Genomic DNA, 23,840 nt, shown 5'->3' with positions numbered 1-23,840 from the left:
ATTCAGGTTTGCTATAAAATGTATCCATTCGGATTGACCGACCTGACTGATGATTGGGGAAAGGAGACAGCATCATGAACCCAACCAACCCGAAGCTGCGCGGACGGTTTGCCCCGACCCCCTCCGGGGAAATGCATATCGGCAATGCCTGGACAGCCCTGCTGGCCTGGCTGCAAATCCGCTCCGGGCACGGAAGCTTCAACCTCCGCATGGAAGACATCGACAAGCCCCGGTCCAAGCCGCATTTGGCCCGGCAGATCCTGGACGATCTGTGCTGGCTTGGCATTGACTGGGACGAGGGCCCCGACGTCGGCGGTCCCTATGCTCCCTATACGCAAAGCGAACGGCTTCAGCATTACGAGGATGCCTTAGGCAAGCTGCAGAAGCAGGGCGCCTTGTACACCTGCTTCTGCAGCCGGGCCGATCTCCTGTCCGCGGCCAGCGCACCGCACGGGCTGGCCGCGGAAGGGCCTGCCTATCCCGGCACCTGCCGGAATCTCAGCCCGGAAGAGAGGGCGGCCAAGGCCAAGCTGAAACAGCCGTCTATCCGATACCGGGTCGGGGAGGTGCCGGTGGCATTCATCGACGGCGTCAGCGGACGGCACAGCTTTGACCCGGCAGCCACCGGCGACTTTATCGTTAAGCGGGCGGACGGCATGTTTTCCTACCAGCTGGCCGTCGTCGTGGACGACGCCATGATGCAGGTCACGCACGTTCTGCGGGGCGCCGACCTGCTGGATTCAACGCCGCGGCAGATCCAGCTCTACCAGGCGCTGGGCTGGGAAATTCCTGCCTTTGCCCACGTTCCCCTGTTTATGGGAACGGATGGCAAACGCCTGGCGAAACGGCACGGGAACACGAGCCTGGCGGCGCTTCGGGAGCAGGGGGTATCCCCGGCCAAGCTCACCGGCTGGCTGGCCTGGATCGGCGGGCTCGTGCCCACGCCGGATCCGGCCGCTCCCCAGGAGCTGATCGGCCGGTTTGATTTGAGCCTCGTTCCAGCCGAGCCAATCGTCATAACAGAAGAGCTCCTTGCCCGGTTGTACGAAAGTTAAGGGGTTCACACGATACGGCCGCAACAAAAACGGCAGCTCAAGGGGATTCACCGCTTGAGCTGCCGTTTTATATATATCGAAAAGCTGTTAAACCAACAGGGATTCCGCACCATCAATAATGATCTGCGCCCCCGTAATATGCTTGGACTCGTCTGAAGCCAGGAAGGCCACCAGATCCGCCACGTCTTCCGGCTGACCCGGCCCGTCGGCGAGCGGCTGGCTTCCTTCCGGAAACTTGACCGGGATGACGATTTCCTTCAGCTCCTCCGTTTTCTCCGTGCTTTGATCGATGTTGGTCGAGATCGCGCCGGGGCAAATGACGTTGACGCGGATTTTGAACTTGGCCAGCTCCAGCGCCGCCATTTTGGCGAAAGCGACCTGTCCTGCTTTGGACGTGCTGTAAGCCGACATGCCGAAGTTGGAGAAGGTGCGGTTGCCGTTAATCGAGCTGGTGATAATGACGCTTCCGCCATTTTTTTTCAGATGCGGAATCGCGTATTTCACCGTCAAAAACGTACCGTTCAGATTGACGCTCAGCGTCTGCTGCCAGTCCTCCAGCTGCATTTCCTCAATCGGTGCCAACACACCGTTGATGCCTGCGTTTGCGAACACCACATCCACGGAGCCGAACAGCTCGGCGGTTTCCAGCACCGCCTTCTCCACGCGTGCCGCATCGGAAGTATCCACGTCAAAAGCGCGGGCCGCTCCTTCGCGGATCGCGTTGATTTCCGCTTCCGTCTTGGAAGTCCGTTCATTAATCAGATCAAATAAGGCCACGTTAGCGCCTTCCTGCGCCAGTTTGATTGCCGCCGCTTTCCCGATGCCGGAGCCTGCACCGGTAACAATCGCCGTTTTCCCTTCGAATCGCTGTCTGTTGTATTGCTGCTGACTCATCGCTATCTCTCCTTTTTCATCCTCATCAAATATAGTTATCTGTCTCAAGATTACCCATAAAGGAGGTCAGCTTAATCATCGCGCAGCAAACAAATTTTATACCCGCAAAGGGTCAACCAGCAGCAAGCCGTTCATTACGACCACTGCAATTCCAGAAAAGCGGCATCATCCTGAAGCCCATCGGTGTGGGGCGCATCGAGCAAAATCTGGATCAGCTCGTCCGGCAGCACCTGATGGATCGGGTCCAGATCGGCGAGTCCGTCGGTATACAGCTGCAGGCGCATCGGCATGCCGTAATCCAGCCGGGTTTGGTACACATGCGGTTTGCCGCCGACCGGACCGGTTAGCGTGGACCACCGCTCATTGGTCCGAAAGGTGTCATCAAAGTGCTCGCTGACTTCCAGACCGTCCTTCCAAAAGCGCAGCCGCGAGTCTCCCTGCCACGCCATCCACAGTCTCCCCTGCTTCTTTCTGCTTATAGGCAGCTCAATCCGCCCGCAAATATACATGGATTGGCTGCCCATACGCTGCTTGTCCTCCAGAACCTCCCGAAGTAAGGAGGGAACCCCGCCAGGCGGAGCTAACCGCCGAAGCTGCGCAGAAGCCGATTCGGTGATGGACGTCATGAAATCCGTAAATCCGGCCGAAGACCAGTCCCGCGTATGGTCCAGCCAATCCAGCAGCGTGTTGCCGAGAAAACGGGCGGCAAAATCACCTTGATAGCTCATACTGACGCCGTCACACAGCACAAAGTTGCACACGTCACCGTACGTCTGCACACCGACAAAATCCTGTCCGTTCTCTCCCTGAAGCAGCGTCTCCATCGCCCGTCCGTAAGCGTACCTGCACAGTACCCGTCCCGAATGGGAAGCGAGCGGCTGCTCCTGGGCCTGGGAGCTGATAAACGTAAACATGTCACCGGTTGCTGCCGAATTTATTTTCACAGGCGGATCCCTCCTAAGCTCTTACCGGCGTGGCCGCCGACATTTGAAAACCGATGGATACCAGCTCCGCACAACTTCCCGGAAGCATCATCAGCGCCCCCGGGGCAAGCAGATAATCGGCTTCGACCAGCATGTCCCGATAGCTCTCCGGAAGCGGAGATGACATGTTTCTCAGCTTTACCGCATGCTCATCGTGAAGGAGAGTATCCGGCAGGATGCCTCTCCAGCGGCGTGGTTGGGCAATCGGCTGATCGAGCATGTGATCGGAAATGAAGATGTTCTCCACAAGTACGTTCCCGTCAGGCACGCTCATGCTCATGATGCGCCTTGCGATCGGCTCGGGATCCTCTCCGGTCGTTACTCCGTCCGTCATGTGGCAGACGAGGGGAGCCGGGCAGTCCTGCATGCGCGGCAGCTCGGCCTGCAATATTTTCTCTGCCTGCTGAAAAGCTTTTGCTGAATCCGAAAACCGCTTCGGGGTCAAGTCCGGCAGGGAACCGACCGCTGCAATTTCGTCGATCCCTTTGATCCCGTTCAGCAGATCGTACACGTCGTCACTGTAAGCCAGGATGGCAATCCGGTACCTGGGCGTCAGCCGGTTCCCTTTCGTGGATCGGTACACCATTTGGCGGATCGCAAGCGACAGTGCTTCGTACACCACGTCGATGCGCCGTTTGCCGTCCATGAGCATATTCATGGATGCGCTGATGTCGATCAGATAGATGATCAGCGCCGGAGTCCGCTGGGAAGCCTGGATCGTATAGTTCATCAGTAAACAACTCCCCTTTGATTAATTCCTTAGTCTTTTCTATGTCTAAACGTCAGGCAGCGAGTAAGCGCCGTTGGACAGGAATTTGTAGATGGCCGACGCCCGCGTTCCCACCTTGCCGACGGACTTGAAATACGCCGCATCCTGCTCATACAGGCGGGCGAAATCCTTGGCATAGGAGCGCGCCCGTTCAATGTTGCCGCCCCGCTGGGCGTTAAAGGCCTGATTGTAGTAAGCGATCAGCTGGACGACCTGGCCGGAGCGCTTCTGCTTAAGCTGCTGCGCCTTCGCCTCGGCTGCTTTACGGGCCGCTTCCGCTTCCGCCCTCGCCTTCGCTTCCTTCTGCTGTTGATAAGCAAGATAAGCTTCGTACTGCGCCTGCTTCTGGTACATTTCTTGCAGCTTTTTCCGCTCGGCAGCCTTTTTCTTTGCTTTTTCCTTCTGCTGCTGCAAATAGGCGTCATATTTCGCTTGGACTGCGTATTGATCCTGCAGTTTCTTGCGCTCTTCGGCTTTGCGCGCCTCCTCAAGCTTTTTCTGCTCGGCCTCGGCCTGCAGGCGCTGTGCTTCCGCCTGTTTACGAGCTTCTTCCTGTTTCCGGGCTTCTTCCTCTTTCCGCGCAGCTTCCTGCTTCTGCAGCTCGGCCTGCCGGTCCGCTTCCTCCTGCTTTTGATCCGTTTGCGCTGTATCCGGGACCGCAGGAGCTTTCTCGCCGCCTGGCTTCGTGCCGGCTCCCGCCTCCATGTGCTTCCCTGGCGAATGGTCGGCAACGATTTGGTTGACGGCAAACGCCGTCCCGGCGAGAAGCAGGATGACAACCACCGCCGAAGTCAGCCATTTACGCGACTGGTAAAAAGGGACCTTGGCCTGTTTCCGATCGGGACCTGGCGAATTCAGCTCGGATTCCAGTCCGCGAATCGCAGCTTCCAGCTCGATCTCCATCGGCGAGCCTTCGCTGACAAAATGGTGGGCGGACTTGTACACCTCCAGAGCACCGCTCAGATTTCCACTCGATTCGAGCTCTCTGGCCTGGTGAAACAGCCTGTTGACGACATCCTGATCACCGGACGCGGCTTCTCCCCCCTTCGTCAGGGCAGCCGCCCGCTCAGCGGCCGCTGCCACGAAACTTCTGGCAGTGGGCACCGCCGGCGGACGCAAAGCTGGGGAGGAAGCGGAAACCAACGGCTCCGGAGACTCCGCCGGCTGAACCGCATCCTGTTTCTCCGTAACGCTTTCATCCGCGTTTTCGCTGTTCTCCGTCATCGTCGACAGCAGCACCAGCCACTCGCCGAACGTCGGGCAGCTGCTCAAATCCTGGCTTTCCCAGGCCCGCGCAAACAGCTCCGCCGTCTTCGCTCCCCAGTTCCGTTCCAGGGAATTTTTCAGAATAAAGTACCGCTCGCACGGATTTTGCAGTTCAGGCTGATCAAAATAACTTTCCCCCCAGGCCTTCTCCACGACTTGGGGATCGCACCAACCCAGCATTTCCGCAATGATGACCGCACCGGCGAACCGGTCGGCATAACCGCTCCACAACCCGCTTTGCACCGTCCGGTGCGCGGCATACCCCGGTGAACCCGCCAGCAGCACATCAGGCCTGTCCAGCTTCGGGCTGTACATCTGCTCAATGTCCACCAGTTCGACCACGCTTCGCGGTTCCGGCAATTCCACTTCAGAAAAAAACGGAAGCATGACATTGGGTGCCGACAAATCGCAGTGCGCCAAACCGCGCTGCTCCATCCCCGATCCGATGGCCGCCAGCCCTTTGGCGAGCGCGAGGCTCTCCCCGCGAAGCAGCCGGCGCTGGTCGGTCATAATATCGAACCAGGTATGCCCGTATATCCAGGGCATGAGCACCGCATACAGCAGGTCCGGATGCTCGGCAATCAGGCTTTCGTTTCTTTCGGGAGTGAGCACGTCTCGTCTGCAGACCTGCAAACCCGGACTTTCACTGTACATTTCCATCATTTCGGACTGGTACACCATCGCAGGAATACGATACTTCGGAAAAAACACTTTTAATGCTTTGGCTTCATGAAGCTGCCCGCTGGCAGGAATCAGCTGGTAGACGATTCCCTGCCTTCCTGCCTGCGCATAAGCTAACCCGGGAGCGGCAGGATGCTGGCCAACGCGGTACAGCACCCCGTTAATAACCATCTCATCTCCCGCATTCGGTTGAAAAGACATGGACACCCCCCTTTCACTTAAACTTTATGGACTGCAAGAAAACCGGGAGTAAATACACCCGGTTGATGATTCCTACGATCTTATTCTACTGTAAACGAACCGTAACTTGAATGGCTAAAATTATCTCGTTTCATCGATAGAGCGGAATTTCTGGGCAATGGCCCCAAGCTCATGGCTGATGCTGTTCAGAATCTGGACAAATGACTGCATCTGTCTGCCGGCTTCTTGAAACTCCTGGAAAAACCGCTGCTTCGTCAGGCCTTCCCATTGCCCCTCCATCCCCTGGATCGCTTGGGACAAGCTCGCTACGAGCTGCTGGCTCTGCTCTCCGCTCTGCTTAAATTGATTGGCGACCGCCTCCACCTGTTCCGGTGAAATCAAAATACGTCCTGACATGATGGTCCCTCCCCTTTTATCGGTTTCCTATGCTTTCCTCGGGTATCTTAAACTCTGGCTGCACATCACAAATGCCATTTGGCTTAGCTTGTCGCGGATACCTCCGACAGTATTTTTTGAAACTGTTCCTCTTCGCTGTTAAAAAAGCCTTTGAATTCAATCCTGTCGATATCTTCATGATTAAACAAAAATGTATAATTCGGATCAATATATCCTTCCGGGTATACGACCCCCAAATAATCATACATCTGATTGTTTTCCTGATGAATCTGCTTACGTCCATAAATCATCAGCTTCTTCTGTGCTCCTCTCAGAAGAACCACAGATCCGAGCGGAAGCAAAGCTTGTGAAGGAGTCCCATTATCCATCGCTTGTCCGTCCTCTCATTTAAGTATGTATTCTTCATGGGTAAGCAGCCGGTCATCACGATCCGGTGATAGAATCAGATGCAGATAGAAATAACAGGGTACTTCACGTCTACTGCTGGGTCCGGTTTCAGGCAAAACGCATGCCCAGCGATTTCAGCTTGTCCTTCACCTGGTCCGCCAGTATGCTCGCTCCATGGGTAACCGCCTTGACGGAGTCGGACACCAAGTCCATCCCGCCTGAGGCATGCGTTCTCAGCGTTTTACCGGCGACTTCGATGTCGGTTACAGCCGAAATGACGAGACTCGAGGCCAGACCGACAAATGCACCTACAGCGGTTCCCGCTGCCGGAACGACGGATCCGACCGCAGCCCCGATGGCCGTACTTCCAGCTATCGCACCCAGACCTATACCGTTATTGATCATGAGATGGCCGGGAGCCCTATCCTCTTCCCCGCTCTCCTGCTGCTGCTCACGCTTTGTTCCGGTTCCCGGAGGGCCTTCATTTCCCGAATGTCCGCCCGGTCCTTGTCCCAGGGTTCGGATTTTGCCCGCTGCCTTAGGGTCGATGAACCTCCAGGCTGTAGGATTGTTAGCGGCCCGCTCCAGCAAAAACTTGGCACTTCCGGCATGCTCGTTTTTGTTTATACCCAAGCGTGCGTCTTTAGCAGCAGGAAGTACAGCTCCAGCCATCAAAGTCACTAACCCAGCCGCCGCTCCGGCGGCAGCCGTCCCGTGGCTGTTCCAACCCGAGTAACTGCCCCCCGCTTCGGCATGGACGGCCTGAACAGCGGATAACGGATTGGAGACCGTCCCGTCTGTCAGCCCATATCCAGGCAGAATCGGTTCTCTCCCGGAGACGGCCGCCGACTGGAACATGAGTGCGGGGCTTGAGTACATCAAGGTGTCGTTCAGAATGGAATGATGCTGCTCGTCTGCGGTTTGAAATTCGGATGCCTTGGATTCGATCCATTTGCCGATATCCTTCAGCATGGCATAGATCTGTTCCCCCTGCCGGTGTGCGGACTGCCATTCGTCCATTACGGATTGCGGGAAAGCCGCTTCTCCCCTAAAGTTCCCAAGCGCCTGATTCAAGGCGAGCGTCATTTCCCGAATTTGTTCACTGCCTCTATCTAACTGACGGCTTAAAGACCGGAGTGACTCCGGTTCAACAGAAATACGCACGGACTCTCACCTTCCATTTAATTCTGCAGGCTGCTTCAGCCACTGAAGCAGCATTTCCTCAAATTGCTCCCTGCTCGCCGGAATGGCCGTCAGCCAGTCCTGATCCCCTTTGATGCTCATACGTACGAGCCAGTTCATCGTGTCATTGACCATAAACGCCGCATTTTGCGACTCCCAGCCGCTGCCGGTCCAAGTCGACAATTGCAGCTCACCTTCACCCGTGCGGTATTTCATGCATTTGGCAAGCGCGATAGAACCTTCCACATCGTTTGTTGCCTTTACCAGCTGGTCGCCGAGCTCTTCGAACGGAATTTCCGAGGTATGGCTGAAGAGATGGGCAAACTTCTTTTTAGAGAGAAGCAAAGCCGGCGCCTCCATCGGCGCGAAGTTTTTCAAGTCCATTTCCTCCACCAGCGTGCGGCAGGCCTCCTCGACGGTCCCGAGCTCATCCAGTTTGTACTGGCAGTCCTCTGCGGATTTGCATACTTGAACGACACGTTCGTTGGTCACATGAAGATAGCCTTCGAACGTTTCGTCGTTTTGAACATATTTAAGCCAGCAGGACCGCTGCGCCAAGCCGGCAATCGCCACTCTGGAAAAGATTTTGGGCGGCATAGACAATTCTATGCCGTTCTCTTCCTCAATGAGGTAACCCTTTTCCAGCAAAGAGGCTTTCACGATATCCCATTCTTCCGAGATCTCTTCGGCCAGATATCCTTGAAATGGGTCTTCCACGCCGAGAAGCCGGTCCGAACCGAGAATCCCGGCAAGAAAAAAGAATTCTTTATTATCAAGTGTAATGGTGTCCTGTCTGGAAGCATGAATCGTCAACATTATGAGCCACCTCCCCTCAAACGACAACATGCCATCGGTCGCGAATTTCGGCAACCCAGCGATGGCTGTTCCAATAGTCATCAAACGGAATTGCGGCCTTAACCCTGAAATATTTCCGTTTAATATAGTACCCTTGTCCCGGCGGAAGGATTTTCAAGCTCCCCTGGGTATGACTCGCTTCCGAAAACGGAATACGAAAGAACGATAAATCGTTAGGGTCTAAAGTCCCGAACAAAAATCCGCTTTGGCAGGATTTAATATCGTTAAACCAGTCTGCGCCGAACGTCGGTAAATCAGCGGGCACGCCTGAAACGATCACATGCACATTTCGGTCGCGGCCTTGGCGGACGATCGCCGTCAGCTGCTCTTTCACTGTAAAATCCTGGAGCTGTTTCGCCAACAGGTCCGCATCATCGATCACAAGCACAGCAGCCGGCGCTTCCTGGCCTGGACTCCGGGCTTGGACCTGTTCATACAGCCGCTGAATCAGCGGTCCAAGCTCTTCCTCGCGGCTGGCGCTAGCCTGAATATGCGGAAGTTCCGCCAATTGGCTGAGCCCGCGGTTCCCATAACGGGTATCGATGGTATACATCTGTAGCATTTCCGGCGGATAGCGGTGTGCGAGGGACAGCATCCAGCTCAGCAGGAAGGAGGTTTTCCCCCCTTCCATTGGGCTTGCTACGATAAAATGCGGACCTTCCTGCAGGTCGACCCCAAAAGGGTCTAGGTCATCGGTTGCCATCCCGAGCGGCACCTTGAGGTTGCCGCCGTTCAATATATCCCGGTCGTAACCGGCTGCCGGCGGGAGCAGCTCCCTGAGCGTGACACGGTCAGGCAGCTTCCCGATCTCCGGAGCCTGCTGCTCGGGATACAGGGAGCGGATCAGCTGGATCCGGTTTCGGAGCGCTTCCGTACGCTGCACCTCATCTTTTCCCACGGCCGGTAAAGCCGCCTGAAATTCCAGCGGCGGCTGGTACCCCTTCACCAAACCTCTTCCCGGCGGCAGACTGCCCGGTATCCGTCCCGGTCTGCCGACAGCATAATAATAGTCTGCGGAGTCGGCCAGCTCGAAGGTCAAAGCGTTCGTCAGACTGCTCCGCACTTTCTCGAATATATCAGAAATCCGGTTGGCCGTAACGACAAATGTCATCCCTAGAGCCGCTCCTTCACGGAGGAGAAACTCCAGCGTTTCGTTTTCCTCAGGGTAGATGTTGCGGAAGTTCAAATAGCCGTCAATGACGATGACCAGTTGAGGCAGCAAACCAGGACGGAACGGTCTGTAAGCGGCTGCCGTCTTTACGCCTGCTTCGGCGAACAATTCTTTCCTGTGGGCTGCCGTCTTCATCAGAAACCGGAAGAGCCTCTTGATGCGGTCGTCCTCTTCAGCCGTCATGACCGCCCCGATGTGGGGAAGCCCCGCAAAATCGCGCATGACCCGGCCCATGTCCACAACGTAACCGTTCCAATCCGCCGGCGAGTACAATCTTGCCAGCGACATCAGAAGGGACTGGACAAAGGTCGATTTGCCGAGGCCCGGCATCCCGTACACAGCCCAATGTCCTTGCTGCATCGGGATGGTCAGAAGCCTCTGGCTTTGGTTCGGCAGATCGTCCATCAGGCCGGCTATGCCGGCGATGTCATCAATTTTTTCCGCATCCGTTCCTTGCATGACGGCATCCAGCTCCAAGTGCTCCGGAAGCGGCGGAAGCCACGGGCCCTGCAGGCGGATAATTCCCTCTTCTTCCGCAGTCCGGGCGAGCTGATCTATAAATACCTGCAGCTGTCGCTTCGGCTGCTGCGTCAGCATTTCGGCCGCGGTCATGCCCCCGGACAACAGGCATTCCCGCTTGCCATTAAGCCCGACTTCGCTTACCGCCCGTTTCTCAAGGGAGGCCTCAGGGTCCAAATAAGGCGCCCCGCTCCATGCAAACTGCATTTCCTCGAACACTTCGTCACTGCCAACCTGAAGGTAGCCCCTGCCCGGTTTGGTGATCCAGGCGGCATTGGGAATTTTCAGCATATCCCGGCTGTCACTTTCATCCTGAACGCGGAGGCAGATGCGAAACCTCGCATTGCTCCATATTTTCTCGTCAACGACTCCTGCCGGCTTCTGGGTGGCCAGAATCAGGTGAACGCCCAGCGTGCGGCCGATCGCCGCTATACTGATCAATTCATCCATAAACTCGGGCTGGTCCCGCTTCAGCTCAGCAAATTCATCTATAATAATGACCAGATGCGGTAGGGGTTGTCCCTGCCGCTGTCTAAGCAGCTTATAATATTCATCGATATGCTGCAGATTGCCCGATTCGTTTAGTATTTTCTGGCGTCTGACCAGCTCGGCCTTCAACGAGACCTTGGCTCTTTCGATCAGGCTGCTGTTCAAATTCGTGATCGTTCCGACAACATGCGGAAGATGATTAAACGTGTTGGACATGCCGCCGCCCTTATAATCGATCAGCATGAAAGCCAGGTCATGCGGGTGGTATTCCGCAGCCAGAGAAGCGACGATCGATTGAATCACTTCGCTTTTGCCGGATCCCGTCGTGCCTGCGATTAGGCCGTGAGGGCCGTGACCGTTCCGTTCGATCTTATCGTGAATGTTGAGCATGACTTTTTTGCCCCCGGCCCGGACGCCGATCGGAACGGGAAAGCTCTCCGGATAACGGTTGTGCCTCCACCTGCTGCGTACATCCCACGCCCGGATGTCTTCCAGGCCAAGCATGTCGAACAAGGACAGCAGGGATGGAATCTCCGAAGCCGACGAACGCTTAAGCCGAATCGGGGCCATATAGCGGGCGAGCGCGTCCGCCTTTTCCAGCGTAATCGTATCGGCTTCAAAGCTTTGCAATTCAAAAGAACCGTCTTCCCGTTTCAGCGAATACTGGCCGCTCCCCTGGGACATATCAACGATCAACTGGCACTGCATCGGCAGCTTCTCCTTGCGGTCCGATATAATGATCGTGCAGGCATCGACGTCGGCAGCGTCCTCCAGCAGCAGCGGCAGGAGCGGTTCTTCTTCGATCAGCCCGCTCCCCGCAAGAACGACAACGTAGGCCGGCAGCTGGGCCGCGATCTTCCGGCCTGAAAAAACACGGGACGTCTTGCGCCTTACCAGCCGCTGAAACAATTCATCCGCCAGCTGGTGGGCGCTGCTGCGGCGGTCCGCCATGTAACGCGATGATCTGTCCTCATCCCAGACATGGGGCAGCCATCTCATCCAATCCCAGTCTCCGGCATCCTTCTCCTCATAAAACGCCGCCAGCTTCACCTCATCTGGCGAATGCCGTACGGCCAGCTGGGCGGCGACCACCCGAAGCGCGTTCATGACGGACTCGCGATCGCCGACGATCCCGACGACTTTAGCCTGAAACAGCGGCAATACGATAGAGGATCCCGGCACAGTCTGAAACTCATCTTCGAGCGACTGTGCCGCTTCGAGGAGCGGATCCTTGACGTAGCCTTCGGGCTTCGGCGCCTTTACCTTTGTATGAAACGGCAGGCTGCCGGTACCAATCCTCGTATGCAGAAAATCGTCGTCTTCCGGTGAACGTTCCCACAAGGAGCTGTTCCGGTTTTTTACGATATGAAAGCAGACATCGGGGTCTCCATGGATATTGTACAGCACGTCCACTTGTTCCTTCTGCCCTGCGGCAAGCTCCTTCCTGAGCTTGTCCAGCTCCGCATAATACATGCTGATGCGTTCGTTCAGCTGTTCTTTATATTTCCTTTTGTTTCCCAGATAAGCGATGAAAGGGATCGTATATGATGTAAGCATCATAACAACAGAAACCATTTGAAACATGACGTACGTGTTGTTCGCTATATTCCCTGTAAGGTTCATGTAGATAAACAAACCGATGCTGAAAATGGTCATCACTGCCGGGAGGATGATCGAAACCAAAGAAAATGATGGTTTACTCGGCTCGCCCGGCGGCCTCAGGATGTCCAGCCGCTGTTCCTTGATCGTCGGTTTGATTCTGGGCGAACGTTGATATAACACATTCATAATGCGTCAACCCCTCTTTTGGCATCCAAAATCCTTCAGGTTACCCATGCAATAAGTACTAGTGTTCAGGAATCCGAAAAAAAACATTTTTAACTTTCCAATACCCGATTCCATTCATATTGAAACAAATTTCTTCTGCCGAAGCTCGGCGCCTCTTCCGTCGTGGTCGAAAAGGCCCGCTGGATTCGGACCATACAGCCTTCCCTAAGTCCTGCTTCAGCTACGTCCTGGGCATCCTTTACCGGGAACCAGAGCCCCTCGGGAAATTTGCCTTCTAATATATATTGCGAGCCTTCAGGCGGAGCCTCCCCATAGATTCGAACACCCAGCATGTCCTTTAGGTGGGCCGCCGGGCAGTCATCCGGCACTTCGACATCAAACCAGTCTCTTTCCTGGCCGCTGATCATCACGGTTAGAATCAAAGGTATCCACTCCTTCTTGCCATAGTAGAATTAGCTTATTTATTGTAATTGAAGTAACATTCAGCAGACCCAAGCGAAAATATGAAAACTTTGTAACCTTATGATAATGTAACATCAGTGCATAATCCTGTCAATTTGTGACATTTTAACTAGTTTAATTCTCGGCCTTCTAGAGTTTTATAGTTCTTATGTACTATTTTTAGATGGATTTATCTGTATGTAACTGATTTTATATCCATTTTTAAGGAGATACTGGTCCTATTTTATCACTCCGAAAATAATACCTGATACCCAGTTTCACAGGCGGATTCAAGAAAGGCAAGTTCCCTCTTAAAAGATTTATAGCCTTGGCGTATTTTTAGGGCCGCAGGTTTTGAAAACACACAAAAAATCGGAAGCCTCTAATTATATTCACTTCCGAAAAATTGTGTGCAATTTAACTATTTATAAGTTTTCTTTAAGGTTTTTTTAATATTTGGCAGGTAGAATACAGGTATGGAATAACACGAATGAGGTGATTTCTATGAGAATACTAATTAACTTCCAAAACAAAGTAGTTCCCGTATACTTTACAACCGACTGCAAACAACCTGTTTCGAAAATAATGAAGCTGCTGAGTGGCACCTTGGAAAATAAAATTCAAAACGGAAAAAGAGCACTTCAGAAATGCTTGAATACGCTGATCAGCATTGAAATTGAAGGTTCCGAAGCCATTCTTCACAGCAAGAGCGAAAATGACACCCTAGCACTGTCCCTCTATTAAGAGGGATGGTGTTTTTTTGTTTAATGAAGGCAGCGTTCCCGCCTACTGATGGGATTCCACAAAAGCCACTGCATCGTAGACCATGGCGGCAGCCTCGGCACGGGATATCGGATCCTTTGGATGGATGTTCCCTTCCGGGTCTAACGCCGTAACCTTATATACCAAAGCACGCTCAATCGTTCCCTGGTACGATGGGGTAATGTTCGCCTCGTCGCTGATTTGAATATATATTTTCGGTAAAGGATATGCCCCTGTGCGCTCGATGCCCTGAACCAGATAGTGAATAAACTCTTCACGGGTCAGCGTCCGGCCGGGTTCGATGCTAGCCGGGATATCCAGTTCATTATAATGGGCAACGATAAAAGGTTGTGCGTACCAGGCGTCATTGGCGACGCGGGTGAACACGTCTTTTGCCTCCGGCTTCTTAATAAATGCGATGCCATCCAGATTCAGCTTCAGCGACTTGACGATCATCGTCACGCCTTGCGACGCAGTCAGACCGGCTTGCGGCCGGAATTCGTCGCCAGTCATCCCCTGTACCAATCCACGGGCATGAAGGCTCTCAATTTTTTCTTTCTCCTGAACTCCGGTTAAATCCTTAAAGGAATCATCCGCGTAGATTTGCGACGGTGAAGCGGCCAGGCCGATCAGCGCCGCGATCACAACAGCTCCCTGCAGCAATTTGTTCACGATGCATCCACTCCATGCATAATATTTTCCAATCTGATCTGTTTGACGGCTTGGTGGATCGAAAGGTTGCACAGACGGGTAAAAGGGCACAAAATAACCCCACAAAGTGGGGCTCCTTCATGAAAGCTATTTTGGCAATTTCGGGGGACCTTGCAAAAGGATAAAGATCGATATCGTAAACCAGTAGTCCGTGAAGGCTCCCCTGATCGTCATGATCTAGTGTCTGCCCGTATGGAAACCGGTTGCTCTTTCTGCTTTCTGGATGCGGATTTTGAACAGCTGCACTAGATTGGCGCGCGTATGTTCTTCTTGGCAGGAGTCCAATTTTTTTAAAATAAAGCGGTCAATGGACATGCCCATCCTCTCCTTGTCATTGAATTTTCCTTATAAATCCAGGAATTTTCTTCCTGTTTTGAATATATACCCAGCCGTTTCCGCCTTTAATCAGCGCCTAGCGGCGCAGGTGTTGCTCGGCTTCCCTCATCAGCAGCATCATTAGAACATTTATGACAAAAGACGCCACAATCAGCACGAGCCCGAGAATGAGCGCCGCAGCTGGCAGCAGGGCAGCGATGAGCAGGACGACGAACATCGCGGGCACGAGCAGCAAATACCACCGCCAGCGCTGGAGAGCCATGCTTTGAAACTGATACAGACCTCTCCTTCCAGCCAGAGCGCCGATTCCCTGACAAATATGAAACACCATGTACAAATTCAGAAGGAGGATGACCAGGCCCAGCGGAATTCCGATCGCTGCGGAAGCCCCGGGCAGGACCGACAAAACAAAGGCAAGAGCGGACACACCAAGCAGGACAGCCGCCGTGTTCCCGGCTTTGCGAAAATGCTCGGAGCGCCGGTTCAGCTTGGCCAGCCCCACATAGAACAGCAGATAGCCGATCACGTCGGGTAAAATGTCAAAACCGTTGATTTGGAAATCAAACATAAACAAAAATCCCCAAAACAGATGATAAAAGCCCATCCTTCCCCCACCTCCCTATTCCTTACTATTTATATATTGGAATGACTAGTCCCATTATGACCAGGAAAGAAAGCGCTTTTACAATAAAAATATTTTCGTCATCATTCGACATCCGTTTCTGCTCAAAAAATATTTTTTTGACTTTTTAAACATTTTAATCTACTATATTTATCATAGTTAGTGACTATTTTATACTTAAAGGAGTTTACACCATGTCTACTGTACTTTTTATCAAAGCAAATAACCGTCCCATTGACCAGGCGATCAGCGTGAAGCTGTATCATGCTTTCAAGGATTCCTATACGGCAGCTCATCCGGAGGACGAAATCGTGGAGCTGGACCTGTTCGCCGAGCAGCCGCGCTATTACGACCATACGACGATTACCGGCCTGTATAAAACCGCCAACGGCATCGAAACGACACCTGAGGAACGTGAAGCGGCAGCGATCGCCGACCGCTACCTCGATCAGTTCCTGGCCGCCGACAAAATCGTCTTCGGCTTCCCGCTGTGGAACATGACTGTTCCGGCCGTGCTTCATTCGTACCTGGACTACCTGAACCGTGCAGGCAAAACCTTTAAATACACGCCGGAGGGCCCTGTAGGTCTGGCTGGCGACAAGAAGGTCGCTATCCTCAATGCGAGAGGCGGCATCTATTCTGATGGCCCTGCCGCTGCCAGCGAAATGGCCGTCAACTTCGTTTCGCGCAGCATGGGTCTGTTCGGGATCCAGAATGTAACGACCATTATCGTTGAAGGCCATAACCAGCTTCCGGATCAGGCTGCCGCATTGGTTGAAGCCGGTGTAGCCAAAGCTGCCGAAGCCGCCAAGAACTTCTAATCCTGCTTATAAAATGATTTGCTCGGAAGCTGGACAACGATCTCCAGCCCAAAAAAACCACGATGGATACCATCGTGGTTTTTTTGCTGCTTTATTCATCCATCAGCTGCTTCGTCCAATAGGATGAGGATTTGCGCGGGGCCCCACTTTTGGATCCCCGCCCCTTCGGATCAGTCTTGCGCCTGCTTCGTGCTTCTTTTACCGCTTGAAACCTCAGCTCCCGCTGTGTCTTATGGTAATTGGACAGCCGACGTTCCTCCAGTACGCCTGCTTCCACTGCTTCCCGGACGGCGCATCCCGCCTCGCCTTCATGCTTGCAGTCCGCAAAGCGGCACTGGCCGCCGATCTCCTCGATGTCGGAAAACGCTTGGGCCAGGCCTCCTTCGTCTTCGAACAGCCGCAGTTCCCGCATGCCGGGCGTATCGGCCATGATGCCCCCTTGGGGCAGCAGGAACAGCTGGCGGTGCGTCGTCGTATGGCGCCCGCGGCTGTCATCATCGCGGATCCCTTGAGTCTTCTGCACGCCGGCCTCGGACAACCAGTTGACGATGGTCGATTTGCCGCAGCCGGATGAGCCGGTCAGCGCCACGGTAATCCCTTCTCCCAGGTAAGCGGAGACGATATCGCGTCCCATATCTTCCAGCGCGCTGATGGCGTGAACCGGCACCCCCGGCGCCGCCCCTTCCATCTCAGCGACCTTCAGCTCCGCGTCCGGGCATAGATCGGCCTTGCTGAGCAGTATAACCGGGGTTACGCCGCTGTTCCAGGCCATGATCAAATACCTTTCCATGCGTCTGACGTTAAAATCGTCATTGAGCGAGCTGACCAGGAACAGCGTATCGACGTTGGAGGCGATGATCTGCTCATTAATGGTGGCGACCCCTGCTGCCTGCCGGGAGATACAGGTTTTACGTTCCAAGACGCCGTGAATGATCACCCGCTCTTCCTGCTCCAGCGCCTGAACTTCCACCCAGTCGCCTACAGCCGGCAGCTCGCTCCGGTCCTGATGCTCATGCTTCAGCTTGCCCGATACTTCTCCCCATACTTCCCCGGCTGAGGTCCAGACCCGGTACATTTGACCGAAGTCGCTGACGATGCGGCCGGGAATGTGCTGTTTGCGATCTCGCTGCAGCCATTTCTGCTGCCAATCCGTATTCCATCCATAATGCTCTAAATTCAAGTAAAAATCCCTCCAATTAGTGAATGAATGACAAAAAGCCCCCGAAGCTTAGGCTCCGGGGGCATGACTTCTGAATCAATCAGAGAGCATTTCCCTTTGATGCGCAAACCGAAACGTCCCGAAAAAGGCACACCAAATCTGTGATGCCATACCGAAACGTTACCGAACGCAAAAAAGCCGCGGCAACCCATGTAGGTCTCCGCGGCTTATTCGGCAAACATGGAACCATGCCTGCTGATGAAATGCCGTATGATCAGACGTGAGTCCTCAAATCCGATCGATTATCCAGCCGTCAAAGGAGACCATATATAAAATGTTAAAGGGGTCAAGTTCCATACAATGCTCTTCATCATTTTATATCGTCTCCTTTCCTGTCATTTGCTGCCATCATATACGGAATGCTTGTTTCATGTCAAGCTTTAATTTCCGGACGGGATCAAACCTGCTCCCACTTCGTCCATTGGTCCCGGGGGTTCATTTCATAAATGTCGTTATCCCGAGACATGTACCTGTGAATGATAAACTCGCGCCGGATCGTTGCGTAATCATCATGAAACTGCTGTATAAACGCGTTGATTTCTTTCTCAGTGTAACGGCGCCCCGGCTCAAGCTTCTCCACCAGAAACTGCATGGCGATCAATTTCTTCTTGTACTGGGCTGGAATTTGCGCCAGCCTCCCGTCCGCCGCAAAAAAGTTCCTCAGCACCGCCGCCTTCATGGCTTCATTCACCGGATCGGAGGTTCCCTTCTGCATTTCGTCTGCTTTACTCATAAACATGCCAGCTCCCTTCATTGCTCATTCGATGTTCGGCCGGACCTCCTTTGATAAATCCCGTGAAAGATTGGGTAAAATATACCGAGCGCTTTCCGGAAGGAACCGGGCTGCAAATGATCTCCTGCCATCAAGCCGGATAGCCCGCCGAAATACCGAAATTATAATTTTAATAAACATCTAATTTGATATGTATCTAATATTATGTCTCTCAAACGAATTTGTCAACGGCACATGTAAAAATCACCGTATATGCAGCTTGTTCACGTAAAAATGATCAGCCGCGAGCCGCCATGTGCGGATCTCTATTGGCTGTCCATGGTGGTTTTTACCGGAAATTTGCGATACGATAAAACGTGAGTGGTTTATAGACAGAGGAGGAGAAATTCATGCAAGACGTCATTATTATCGGAGCCGGTCCATGCGGACTATCGGCCGCCATCGAATGCGGACGCCGCGGACTATCGACACATATTATTGAAAAGCACTGCTTGGTCCACTCCATTTACCTGTATCCGACCCACATGCAGTTTTTCAGTACGGCGGAGCTGCTGGAGATCGGTGATGTGCCGTTCCCTTCCCCGAACGAGAAGCCTTTTCGGTACGAGGCCCTGTCCTACTACCGCAAGGTAGCGGATCATTACGACTTGTCCATCTCCCAGTACGAAGAAGCGCTGTCCGTGGAGCGGCAGCCGGATCATTCCTTTGTGGTACATACCGTTGACCGCAGCGGACAAAAACATCAATATGAAGCCAGAAACGTCGTGATTTCCACCGGTTATTTCGACCACCCGAATTACATAGGCATCCCCGGCGAAGATCTGGATAAAGTTACACATTACTTCCGTGAGGCCCATCCCTATACCGGGATGAACGTGGCGATCATCGGCGGCAGCAACTCGGCGGTTGACGCGGCCATGGAACTGATTCGTGTTGGGGCGAACATCCATATGGTCTACCGGGGCGAGGAGGTTTCCGAGAACATCAAGCCGTGGGTGCGCCCGGTGTTTGAAGCGATGGTGAAAAAGGGGAAAATAGAGGTCCACGTGCAATCCAAGGTCACCGAAATTCGGGAGTCGTCCATCACCATTGAGGATAAAGACGGGCATACGACCGAAATCGATAACGATTTTGTGCTTGCCTTAACCGGATTCCGGCCGGACCGGAAGCTGCTGGCCTCCTGCGGCGTCGAACTGGATGGGGATATGGAGAAGCCGCTGTTTAACCCGGAAACGATGGAGAGCAATGTGCCCGGACTCTACGTGGCAGGCGTCATCGCGTCCGGCCGCAATGCGAACGAGGTCTTTATCGAAACCGGCCGCAAGCACGGCGGGTTGATAGCCGAGCATATCGCTGCCGTTCGGGCTTCGCAGCAATAACAATTTTAACGGCAGACAGTCCGCGTCGTCATATACATCAAAAAAGGCGTACTTTCGGCTGCCAATGAAAGGAGATGTTCCGTACGGATTTTACATCACTGATCCTGCTGATTCTCGCTGCCCTCGGCATAATCAGCAGCAACACGACCATTACCGTGGCGATGACCATCCTGCTGCTGCTGCGGGTGCTGCATTTACAGCAGGTGTTTCCCTGGCTGGAGAAGTACGGGCTGACACTGGGCATCATTATCCTGACCATCGGCGTCATGACACCGGTGGCCAGCGGAAAAATGAGCCTGCAAATGCTTGGAAGCTCCTTTCTGAACTGGAAGTCCCTGCTGGCGATCGCCATCGGGATGCTGGTCGCTTATCTTGGCGGCCGCGGTGCCTCCCTGATGTCGGCCAATCCGACCATCGTCGCCGGACTGCTCGTCGGAACGGTACTTGGCGTCGCCTTGTTCAAGGGCGTTCCGGTAGGGCCTTTGATTGCGGCCGGGCTGCTGTCCCTGCTGATCGGCAAAAGTTAAAAAAGAGGCGCCCGCTATGGACGCCTCTTCCGAATGTTAAGAGACCCGGTCTTTTGAAGACACGGGTTTCTTCTTTTTTGTTTAAACCTCCAGGTGCTGCACATTATACAGCCGTGCATAACTTCCGTCCAAAGCCATCAGTTCGGCATGCGTTCCCTGTTCCGTAATCATCCCGTGCTCCATCACGACAATTTGGTCCGCGTGGGTGATCGTGGAGAGCCGATGGGCGACGATCAGCGTCGTCCGGTTTGAAGCCAGCGATTGCAGTGCCTGCTGAATGAGATGCTCGGACTCCAGGTCCAGTGCGGAGGTTGCCTCGTCCAGCACTAGAATTTCCGGATTTTTCAAAAAAACGCGGGCGATGGCCAGGCGCTGCTTCTGCCCACCGGACAGCTTGACGCCCCGTTCCCCGACTTCCGTCTCATACCCGTCCGGCAGATTCATGATAAAGTCATGCGCGTTGGCCGAAACCGCAGCCGCTTGAATCTCGTCCATGCTCGCCTCGGGGTTGCCGATCAGAATATTGTCCTTCACCGACCCACTGAACAGGAAGTTATCCTGCAGCACCATACCGATTGAACCCCGCAGGCTTTCAAGGGTCAGCTTCCGGATATCCTGCCCGTTAATGGACACGCTGCCCTGCTGAATGTCATAAAATCTCGGGATCAGCGAAATGAGGCTCGATTTGCCGCCTCCGCTCATACCGACGAAAGCGACGGTCTGCCCGTGCTTGATATCGAGGCTGATATCCTTGAGCACCCAGTCGCTGCCCTCATTGTATTTAAACCACACCTCGTCAAACGAAATATGCTGAACCGGCCCCTGAAGGGTCTTCGCGTCCGGCGCATCGACAATATCGTACGGCTCCTTCAGCAATTCCATCACTCTTTCCAGCGAAGCGGAGGCCTGCGTCAGCACTGAGGAGGAGTTGATCAAACGCTTGAGAGGCGCATACAGCCTGTCCAGATAGCCGAAAAAGGCGACAAACGTGCCCAGGGTCAAATCATGATGGATCACCCGGTAGCCGCCGTACCCGATCACTAGCAGCGGGGCGATATCCGTCAGTGTGTTGATGATCGAGAACGTCAGCGCGTTCCATCTCGTCTGCGCCAGCGCTTTGTTCAGGAAATTCTGGTTGATGCCCGTAAACTGCTTATGATCGAAGCGCTCGAGGGTAAAGCTACGGATTACGGATATCCCCTGAATCCGTTCATGCAAATACGCCTGAATGCCGGCTAGCGCCTGAGAACGGTCCTTGGTGAGCTTCTTGAGACGCTTATACAGCACATTGACCGCGATCCCGTAAAGCGGAAGAATGGCGATGGACACCAGGGTCAGCACCGGGTTCAGGTACAGCATCACCCCCAGCACAATCAGCAGCGTAAACATGTCCAGCCAAATGTTCATCATGCCGACCTCAACGATATTTTTCGTCTGCTCCACGTCGTTGATAAAACGAGAGATGGCCTCGCCTACCTTTGTATTTTGGTAGTAGCGGAGCGACAGGCGCTGCAGGTGCGCATACAGGCGGTTCCTCATGTCGAACAAAATCCGGCTCGTGATCAGTTGGGCAAAATACTGCCGTAAATATTCGACCGGCCCCCGCACGATAATAAAAAGGACGAGCGCGCCCCCTAAAATGAGAAACAGCCGGGTAACCTGCTCCGATACCGTCATTTTCGGGTTAAGCAGCAGGTCATCCACTACATATTTGAGAATCATCGGCAGCGTCAAAGGGATGCCGAATTTGATCATGCCGATGATCAGCGTACAAATAATCCATTTCGTATAAGGTTTAACAAACCGGTAATAAGCTTTCCAATATTCCAAAAAACATTCCCTCTCCTTTCTGGCTGTCAATCAGGCTAATGGCGTGGGTAGAGGCGAATATGCGCCGGCAATCCGGGCGCCTCTTATATCATACCTTGTTCAGGTCAGCCGCATCCGCTGCTTGGCACCAAGACCCCATCTGTCCGGCTGCGGCATGTGGCAAAACCGAAGCGCTCCTCCCCGTCCGGCCGGTAAGCAGCGGCCATAATCGGTCCGATCCGGGCTGAATTGCCTTTTCCTAACGCTCATGAGTTGACATTTCCCCCCTTCAATGATTAGATATCCTTAAATGTAAGATCGGACTTTGTTCCTGTATCGATCATTATACATTATCCCGGCAAGGTCAGCTTGGGTTAGATACTTAGGATTCAGGAGGTTCTTGATGTCTAGACAATTCGTTACAGAAGCGGTCATGGTGGCGATCTATGGAGAATTGCTCCAGACGAGCGTCCCGGTTGAATATATCGTGCCTTATACCAGCCTGCTGGAGCTGTATGAGCTTCAGGACAGCGATGAGCCGCTGATGAGCTCTGCAGAGGATGACAGGTACGTGAAGGCCAGAATCAAGGAGCTGACCGCCTATTTCGAGGAACCGCTGAACAAGAAGAAAATTCAGAAAGCGCTCCATATGCCTTGGGCCAAGAGTCCTTCGATCCTTCTTGGCGAATCGGCGCGGATTACGGTCATCAACGCGATGGACACCGCTCCCTATGGCGAGCTGTTCGACCCGGTTGAGACGGAACTGCTGCTGTCCTCGCAGCGTGAGGAAGCCCCGGTGCTCACCGATCAGATCGAGCTGATCCAGCGGATCGTCGAGGCTGCTGTGCCTGTGCATGTTTTTGATATCGAGGATTTTCAGTTTGCGGTGGAAACCGATAACTATACGCAGCACATTTAATAAAGTCTCGATCAGCAGCAAAAACTCCTTTCCAGGCGGAAAGGAGTTTTTGTTTTGTCTGGATTTGCGCCGCTCCAATTTTTGCGGACAGCCCTACACAAAGCCGAATCCATAAGCATCCAGCGGCCTGATCTATCAGGATGCGCCGGTTAAGGATCGCTTTTGGCATATACGGTTAAATTGGCATACTCGGCAATCAGCGGCGCCATCTGGCGGAAACCGAGCTTGCCGCATCCAAGCGGCGGTCCGTAGGTTACTCCGTCGTCTTCCCACACGAACAAGGGGAGATCATTCACGGCAAAGGTAATGTGCCTCCCCTCCTTGACGATCAGCATCCGGTAAGGGCCGGCCGCATCCATCACGCCTGGAATGGGGTCGGCCCCTTGCGCCACCAGATGAAAGCCGTAGCTTTTGCGCAAATTGCATGTCTGAAACCTTCGCTCCTCCGTCCATTTCCTCCGGAAGTAAGACACGTGAAAGGCGTTCATATCGCCATGATGATACTGATCGTATTCTCCCGTTCGCGGCTTGAACGAAGGGTCGAACAAATCCATGCCATCCCTGCCGCTTGCGCTGAAAAACATGATCGATAGACCCGGCTCGCGCACCGGCCAAAAATCCCAGGACATGGCGGCCTCCGCCGGAAAATCCTGCGGGCACCACAGCACAAAGTTGGCGCGCTGCCCCTCGGCCTCGTCCAGCACACTTTCGAGCCGCATCCGGCCCAAAGGAAACGTGACGGCAGCCTCTCCTTCCATTCGAAAACCGGTAACATGCTCCGGCTTCGCGAGCGGATTCGCGTAAATCCTGTCCCACCCTTCAGGAATAAGCGGGCTGCGGGTGTCCTGCGTGTTCCCGCCCCCGGTCGATGGATCTGTCTGCATCGGATATGCTTACCTCCTTCCGAGGGAGGCCGGAATGGCCT

At 53.9% G+C, this 23,840-nt stretch carries 24 protein-coding genes; 6 read left to right on the top strand and 18 right to left on the bottom strand.

Translation table 11 applies throughout. The features are described 5' to 3' along the window. The first annotated feature begins 74 nt into the window (after positions 1-74). Positions 75-1,055 carry a tRNA glutamyl-Q(34) synthetase GluQRS gene (gene gluQRS, locus GCU45_RS28870; RefSeq protein ID WP_152402384.1) on the top strand — a complete coding sequence of 327 codons (981 nt, stop codon included), beginning with the start codon at positions 75-77 and terminating at the stop codon, positions 1,053-1,055. Positions 1,056-1,142: 87 nt separating this feature from the next. Here gluQRS and GCU45_RS28865 read toward each other — a convergent pair whose 3' ends face one another. The 10 genes from GCU45_RS28865 to GCU45_RS28820 form a co-directional block, all read right to left on the bottom strand. Further along, on the bottom strand, positions 1,143-1,949 hold the full coding sequence (locus tag GCU45_RS28865; RefSeq protein ID WP_076167858.1) for an SDR family oxidoreductase: 807 nt from the start codon (positions 1,947-1,949) through the stop codon (positions 1,143-1,145). Positions 1,950-2,083: 134 nt separating this feature from the next. After that, a complete protein-coding gene (locus tag GCU45_RS28860; RefSeq protein ID WP_244364319.1) occupies positions 2,084-2,893 on the bottom strand; it encodes a hypothetical protein in 810 nt (269 codons plus the stop codon). A 13-nt stretch (positions 2,894-2,906) separates the two neighbouring features. Then, the gene (locus tag GCU45_RS28855) at positions 2,907-3,662 is read right to left on the bottom strand and encodes a vWA domain-containing protein (RefSeq protein WP_076167860.1); all 756 of its coding nucleotides are present in this window, start codon (positions 3,660-3,662) and stop codon (positions 2,907-2,909) included. A 45-nt stretch (positions 3,663-3,707) separates the two neighbouring features. After that, complete coding sequence (locus GCU45_RS28850) at positions 3,708-5,849, bottom strand: protein kinase family protein (RefSeq protein ID WP_152402382.1); 2,142 nt, start codon at positions 5,847-5,849, stop codon at positions 3,708-3,710. Positions 5,850-5,969: 120 nt separating this feature from the next. Then, entirely contained in the window at positions 5,970-6,245 is a 276-nt protein-coding gene (locus GCU45_RS28845) for a WXG100 family type VII secretion target (RefSeq protein WP_076167864.1), read from the bottom strand. Between the two features lie 83 nt (positions 6,246-6,328). After that, positions 6,329-6,613 carry a DUF4176 domain-containing protein gene (locus GCU45_RS28840; RefSeq protein ID WP_152402380.1) on the bottom strand — a complete coding sequence of 95 codons (285 nt, stop codon included), beginning with the start codon at positions 6,611-6,613 and terminating at the stop codon, positions 6,329-6,331. A gap of 127 nt (positions 6,614-6,740) precedes the next feature. Next, positions 6,741-7,796 carry a WXG100 family type VII secretion target gene (locus GCU45_RS28835; RefSeq protein WP_152402378.1) on the bottom strand — a complete coding sequence of 352 codons (1,056 nt, stop codon included), beginning with the start codon at positions 7,794-7,796 and terminating at the stop codon, positions 6,741-6,743. Positions 7,797-7,802: 6 nt separating this feature from the next. Beyond that, positions 7,803-8,630, bottom strand: coding sequence for a hypothetical protein (locus GCU45_RS28830; RefSeq protein ID WP_089546600.1), 828 nt, complete (start codon positions 8,628-8,630; stop codon positions 7,803-7,805). A gap of 16 nt (positions 8,631-8,646) precedes the next feature. Continuing rightward, a complete protein-coding gene (essC, locus tag GCU45_RS28825) occupies positions 8,647-12,636 on the bottom strand; it encodes a type VII secretion protein EssC (protein WP_152402376.1) in 3,990 nt (1,329 codons plus the stop codon). Positions 12,637-12,725: 89 nt separating this feature from the next. Next, positions 12,726-13,058, bottom strand: coding sequence for a hypothetical protein (locus GCU45_RS28820; RefSeq protein ID WP_152402374.1), 333 nt, complete (start codon positions 13,056-13,058; stop codon positions 12,726-12,728). 523 nt (positions 13,059-13,581) lie between these two features. On the opposite strand from GCU45_RS28820, the gene GCU45_RS28815 reads away from it, so the two are divergent. Then, complete coding sequence (locus tag GCU45_RS28815) at positions 13,582-13,821, top strand: hypothetical protein (RefSeq protein WP_152402372.1); 240 nt, start codon at positions 13,582-13,584, stop codon at positions 13,819-13,821. A gap of 42 nt (positions 13,822-13,863) precedes the next feature. Here the strand turns inward: GCU45_RS28815 and GCU45_RS28810 are convergent, their stop codons facing one another. From GCU45_RS28810 to GCU45_RS28805, 3 genes are all read right to left on the bottom strand, one after another. Further along, the gene (locus tag GCU45_RS28810) at positions 13,864-14,511 is read right to left on the bottom strand and encodes an S-layer homology domain-containing protein (RefSeq protein WP_167527257.1); all 648 of its coding nucleotides are present in this window, start codon (positions 14,509-14,511) and stop codon (positions 13,864-13,866) included. A 216-nt stretch (positions 14,512-14,727) separates the two neighbouring features. After that, the gene (locus GCU45_RS33935) at positions 14,728-14,865 is read right to left on the bottom strand and encodes a hypothetical protein (protein ID WP_167527256.1); all 138 of its coding nucleotides are present in this window, start codon (positions 14,863-14,865) and stop codon (positions 14,728-14,730) included. A gap of 97 nt (positions 14,866-14,962) precedes the next feature. After that, positions 14,963-15,490: a hypothetical protein gene (locus GCU45_RS28805; RefSeq protein WP_152402369.1), complete on the bottom strand. Its 528-nt coding sequence runs from the start codon at positions 15,488-15,490 to the stop codon at positions 14,963-14,965. 212 nt (positions 15,491-15,702) lie between these two features. On the opposite strand from GCU45_RS28805, the gene GCU45_RS28800 reads away from it, so the two are divergent. After that, positions 15,703-16,329, top strand: coding sequence for an FMN-dependent NADH-azoreductase (locus GCU45_RS28800; protein ID WP_152402367.1), 627 nt, complete (start codon positions 15,703-15,705; stop codon positions 16,327-16,329). A 91-nt stretch (positions 16,330-16,420) separates the two neighbouring features. On the opposite strand, the gene rsgA is transcribed toward GCU45_RS28800, so the two are convergent. Then, complete coding sequence (gene rsgA, locus GCU45_RS28795) at positions 16,421-17,509, bottom strand: ribosome small subunit-dependent GTPase A (protein WP_244364317.1); 1,089 nt, start codon at positions 17,507-17,509, stop codon at positions 16,421-16,423. Between the two features lie 436 nt (positions 17,510-17,945). Continuing rightward, positions 17,946-18,281: a DUF2087 domain-containing protein gene (locus GCU45_RS28790; RefSeq protein WP_244364315.1), complete on the bottom strand. Its 336-nt coding sequence runs from the start codon at positions 18,279-18,281 to the stop codon at positions 17,946-17,948. Positions 18,282-18,670: 389 nt separating this feature from the next. Here GCU45_RS28790 and GCU45_RS28785 point away from each other — a divergent pair, with 389 nt between their 5' ends. Together GCU45_RS28785 and GCU45_RS28780 are read left to right on the top strand one after the other, a co-directional pair. Next, entirely contained in the window at positions 18,671-19,660 is a 990-nt protein-coding gene (locus GCU45_RS28785) for a YpdA family putative bacillithiol disulfide reductase (RefSeq protein ID WP_152402365.1), read from the top strand. 74 nt (positions 19,661-19,734) lie between these two features. Continuing rightward, positions 19,735-20,187, top strand: coding sequence for a DUF441 domain-containing protein (locus tag GCU45_RS28780; protein WP_152402363.1), 453 nt, complete (start codon positions 19,735-19,737; stop codon positions 20,185-20,187). 81 nt (positions 20,188-20,268) lie between these two features. On the opposite strand, the gene GCU45_RS28775 is transcribed toward GCU45_RS28780, so the two are convergent. Together GCU45_RS28775 and GCU45_RS33930 are read right to left on the bottom strand one after the other, a co-directional pair. Further along, positions 20,269-22,017 (bottom strand): ABC transporter ATP-binding protein, encoded by a 1,749-nt coding sequence (locus tag GCU45_RS28775; protein WP_089546596.1) that lies wholly within the window; start codon positions 22,015-22,017, stop codon positions 20,269-20,271. A gap of 99 nt (positions 22,018-22,116) precedes the next feature. Beyond that, positions 22,117-22,266, bottom strand: coding sequence for a hypothetical protein (locus tag GCU45_RS33930; RefSeq protein WP_167527255.1), 150 nt, complete (start codon positions 22,264-22,266; stop codon positions 22,117-22,119). Between the two features lie 133 nt (positions 22,267-22,399). On the opposite strand from GCU45_RS33930, the gene GCU45_RS28770 reads away from it, so the two are divergent. Next, positions 22,400-22,915, top strand: a complete 516-nt coding sequence (locus tag GCU45_RS28770; RefSeq protein ID WP_076167894.1) for an ADP-heptose synthase — start codon at positions 22,400-22,402, stop codon at positions 22,913-22,915. Positions 22,916-23,064: 149 nt separating this feature from the next. On the opposite strand, the gene GCU45_RS28765 is transcribed toward GCU45_RS28770, so the two are convergent. Next, positions 23,065-23,799, bottom strand: coding sequence for a DUF1961 family protein (locus GCU45_RS28765; protein WP_152402361.1), 735 nt, complete (start codon positions 23,797-23,799; stop codon positions 23,065-23,067). Positions 23,800-23,840 lie beyond the last annotated feature (41 nt).

The sequence above is a fragment of the Paenibacillus cellulositrophicus genome, assembly GCF_009363095.1.
Taxonomy (GTDB): Bacteria; Bacillota; Bacilli; order Paenibacillales; family Paenibacillaceae; genus Paenibacillus_AQ; species Paenibacillus_AQ favisporus.
The sequence above is the reverse complement of the archived record's forward strand: the minus strand, read 5'-3'. Positions and strand labels throughout refer to the sequence as shown.

What these genes read in the sequence shown, in the direction of transcription:
- gluQRS (WP_152402384.1), top strand. Translation starts at nt 75, where the DNA reads ATGAACCCAACCAACCCGAAGCTGCGCGGACGGTTTGCCCCGACCCCC.
- GCU45_RS28865 (WP_076167858.1), bottom strand. Translation starts at nt 1,949, where the DNA reads ATGAGTCAGCAGCAATACAACAGACAGCGATTCGAAGGGAAAACGGCG.
- GCU45_RS28855 (WP_076167860.1), bottom strand. Translation starts at nt 3,662, where the DNA reads ATGAACTATACGATCCAGGCTTCCCAGCGGACTCCGGCGCTGATCATC.
- GCU45_RS28850 (WP_152402382.1), bottom strand. Translation starts at nt 5,849, where the DNA reads ATGTCTTTTCAACCGAATGCGGGAGATGAGATGGTTATTAACGGGGTG.
- GCU45_RS28845 (WP_076167864.1), bottom strand. Translation starts at nt 6,245, where the DNA reads ATGTCAGGACGTATTTTGATTTCACCGGAACAGGTGGAGGCGGTCGCC.
- GCU45_RS28840 (WP_152402380.1), bottom strand. Translation starts at nt 6,613, where the DNA reads ATGGATAATGGGACTCCTTCACAAGCTTTGCTTCCGCTCGGATCTGTG.
- GCU45_RS28830 (WP_089546600.1), bottom strand. Translation starts at nt 8,630, where the DNA reads ATGTTGACGATTCATGCTTCCAGACAGGACACCATTACACTTGATAAT.
- essC (WP_152402376.1), bottom strand. Translation starts at nt 12,636, where the DNA reads ATGAATGTGTTATATCAACGTTCGCCCAGAATCAAACCGACGATCAAG.
- GCU45_RS28815 (WP_152402372.1), top strand. Translation starts at nt 13,582, where the DNA reads ATGAGAATACTAATTAACTTCCAAAACAAAGTAGTTCCCGTATACTTT.
- GCU45_RS33935 (WP_167527256.1), bottom strand. Translation starts at nt 14,865, where the DNA reads ATGTCCATTGACCGCTTTATTTTAAAAAAATTGGACTCCTGCCAAGAA.
- GCU45_RS28805 (WP_152402369.1), bottom strand. Translation starts at nt 15,490, where the DNA reads ATGGGCTTTTATCATCTGTTTTGGGGATTTTTGTTTATGTTTGATTTC.
- GCU45_RS28800 (WP_152402367.1), top strand. Translation starts at nt 15,703, where the DNA reads ATGTCTACTGTACTTTTTATCAAAGCAAATAACCGTCCCATTGACCAG.
- GCU45_RS28790 (WP_244364315.1), bottom strand. Translation starts at nt 18,281, where the DNA reads ATGAGTAAAGCAGACGAAATGCAGAAGGGAACCTCCGATCCGGTGAAT.
- GCU45_RS28785 (WP_152402365.1), top strand. Translation starts at nt 18,671, where the DNA reads ATGCAAGACGTCATTATTATCGGAGCCGGTCCATGCGGACTATCGGCC.
- GCU45_RS28780 (WP_152402363.1), top strand. Translation starts at nt 19,735, where the DNA reads ATGTTCCGTACGGATTTTACATCACTGATCCTGCTGATTCTCGCTGCC.
- GCU45_RS33930 (WP_167527255.1), bottom strand. Translation starts at nt 22,266, where the DNA reads ATGAGCGTTAGGAAAAGGCAATTCAGCCCGGATCGGACCGATTATGGC.
- GCU45_RS28770 (WP_076167894.1), top strand. Translation starts at nt 22,400, where the DNA reads ATGTCTAGACAATTCGTTACAGAAGCGGTCATGGTGGCGATCTATGGA.
- GCU45_RS28765 (WP_152402361.1), bottom strand. Translation starts at nt 23,799, where the DNA reads ATGCAGACAGATCCATCGACCGGGGGCGGGAACACGCAGGACACCCGC.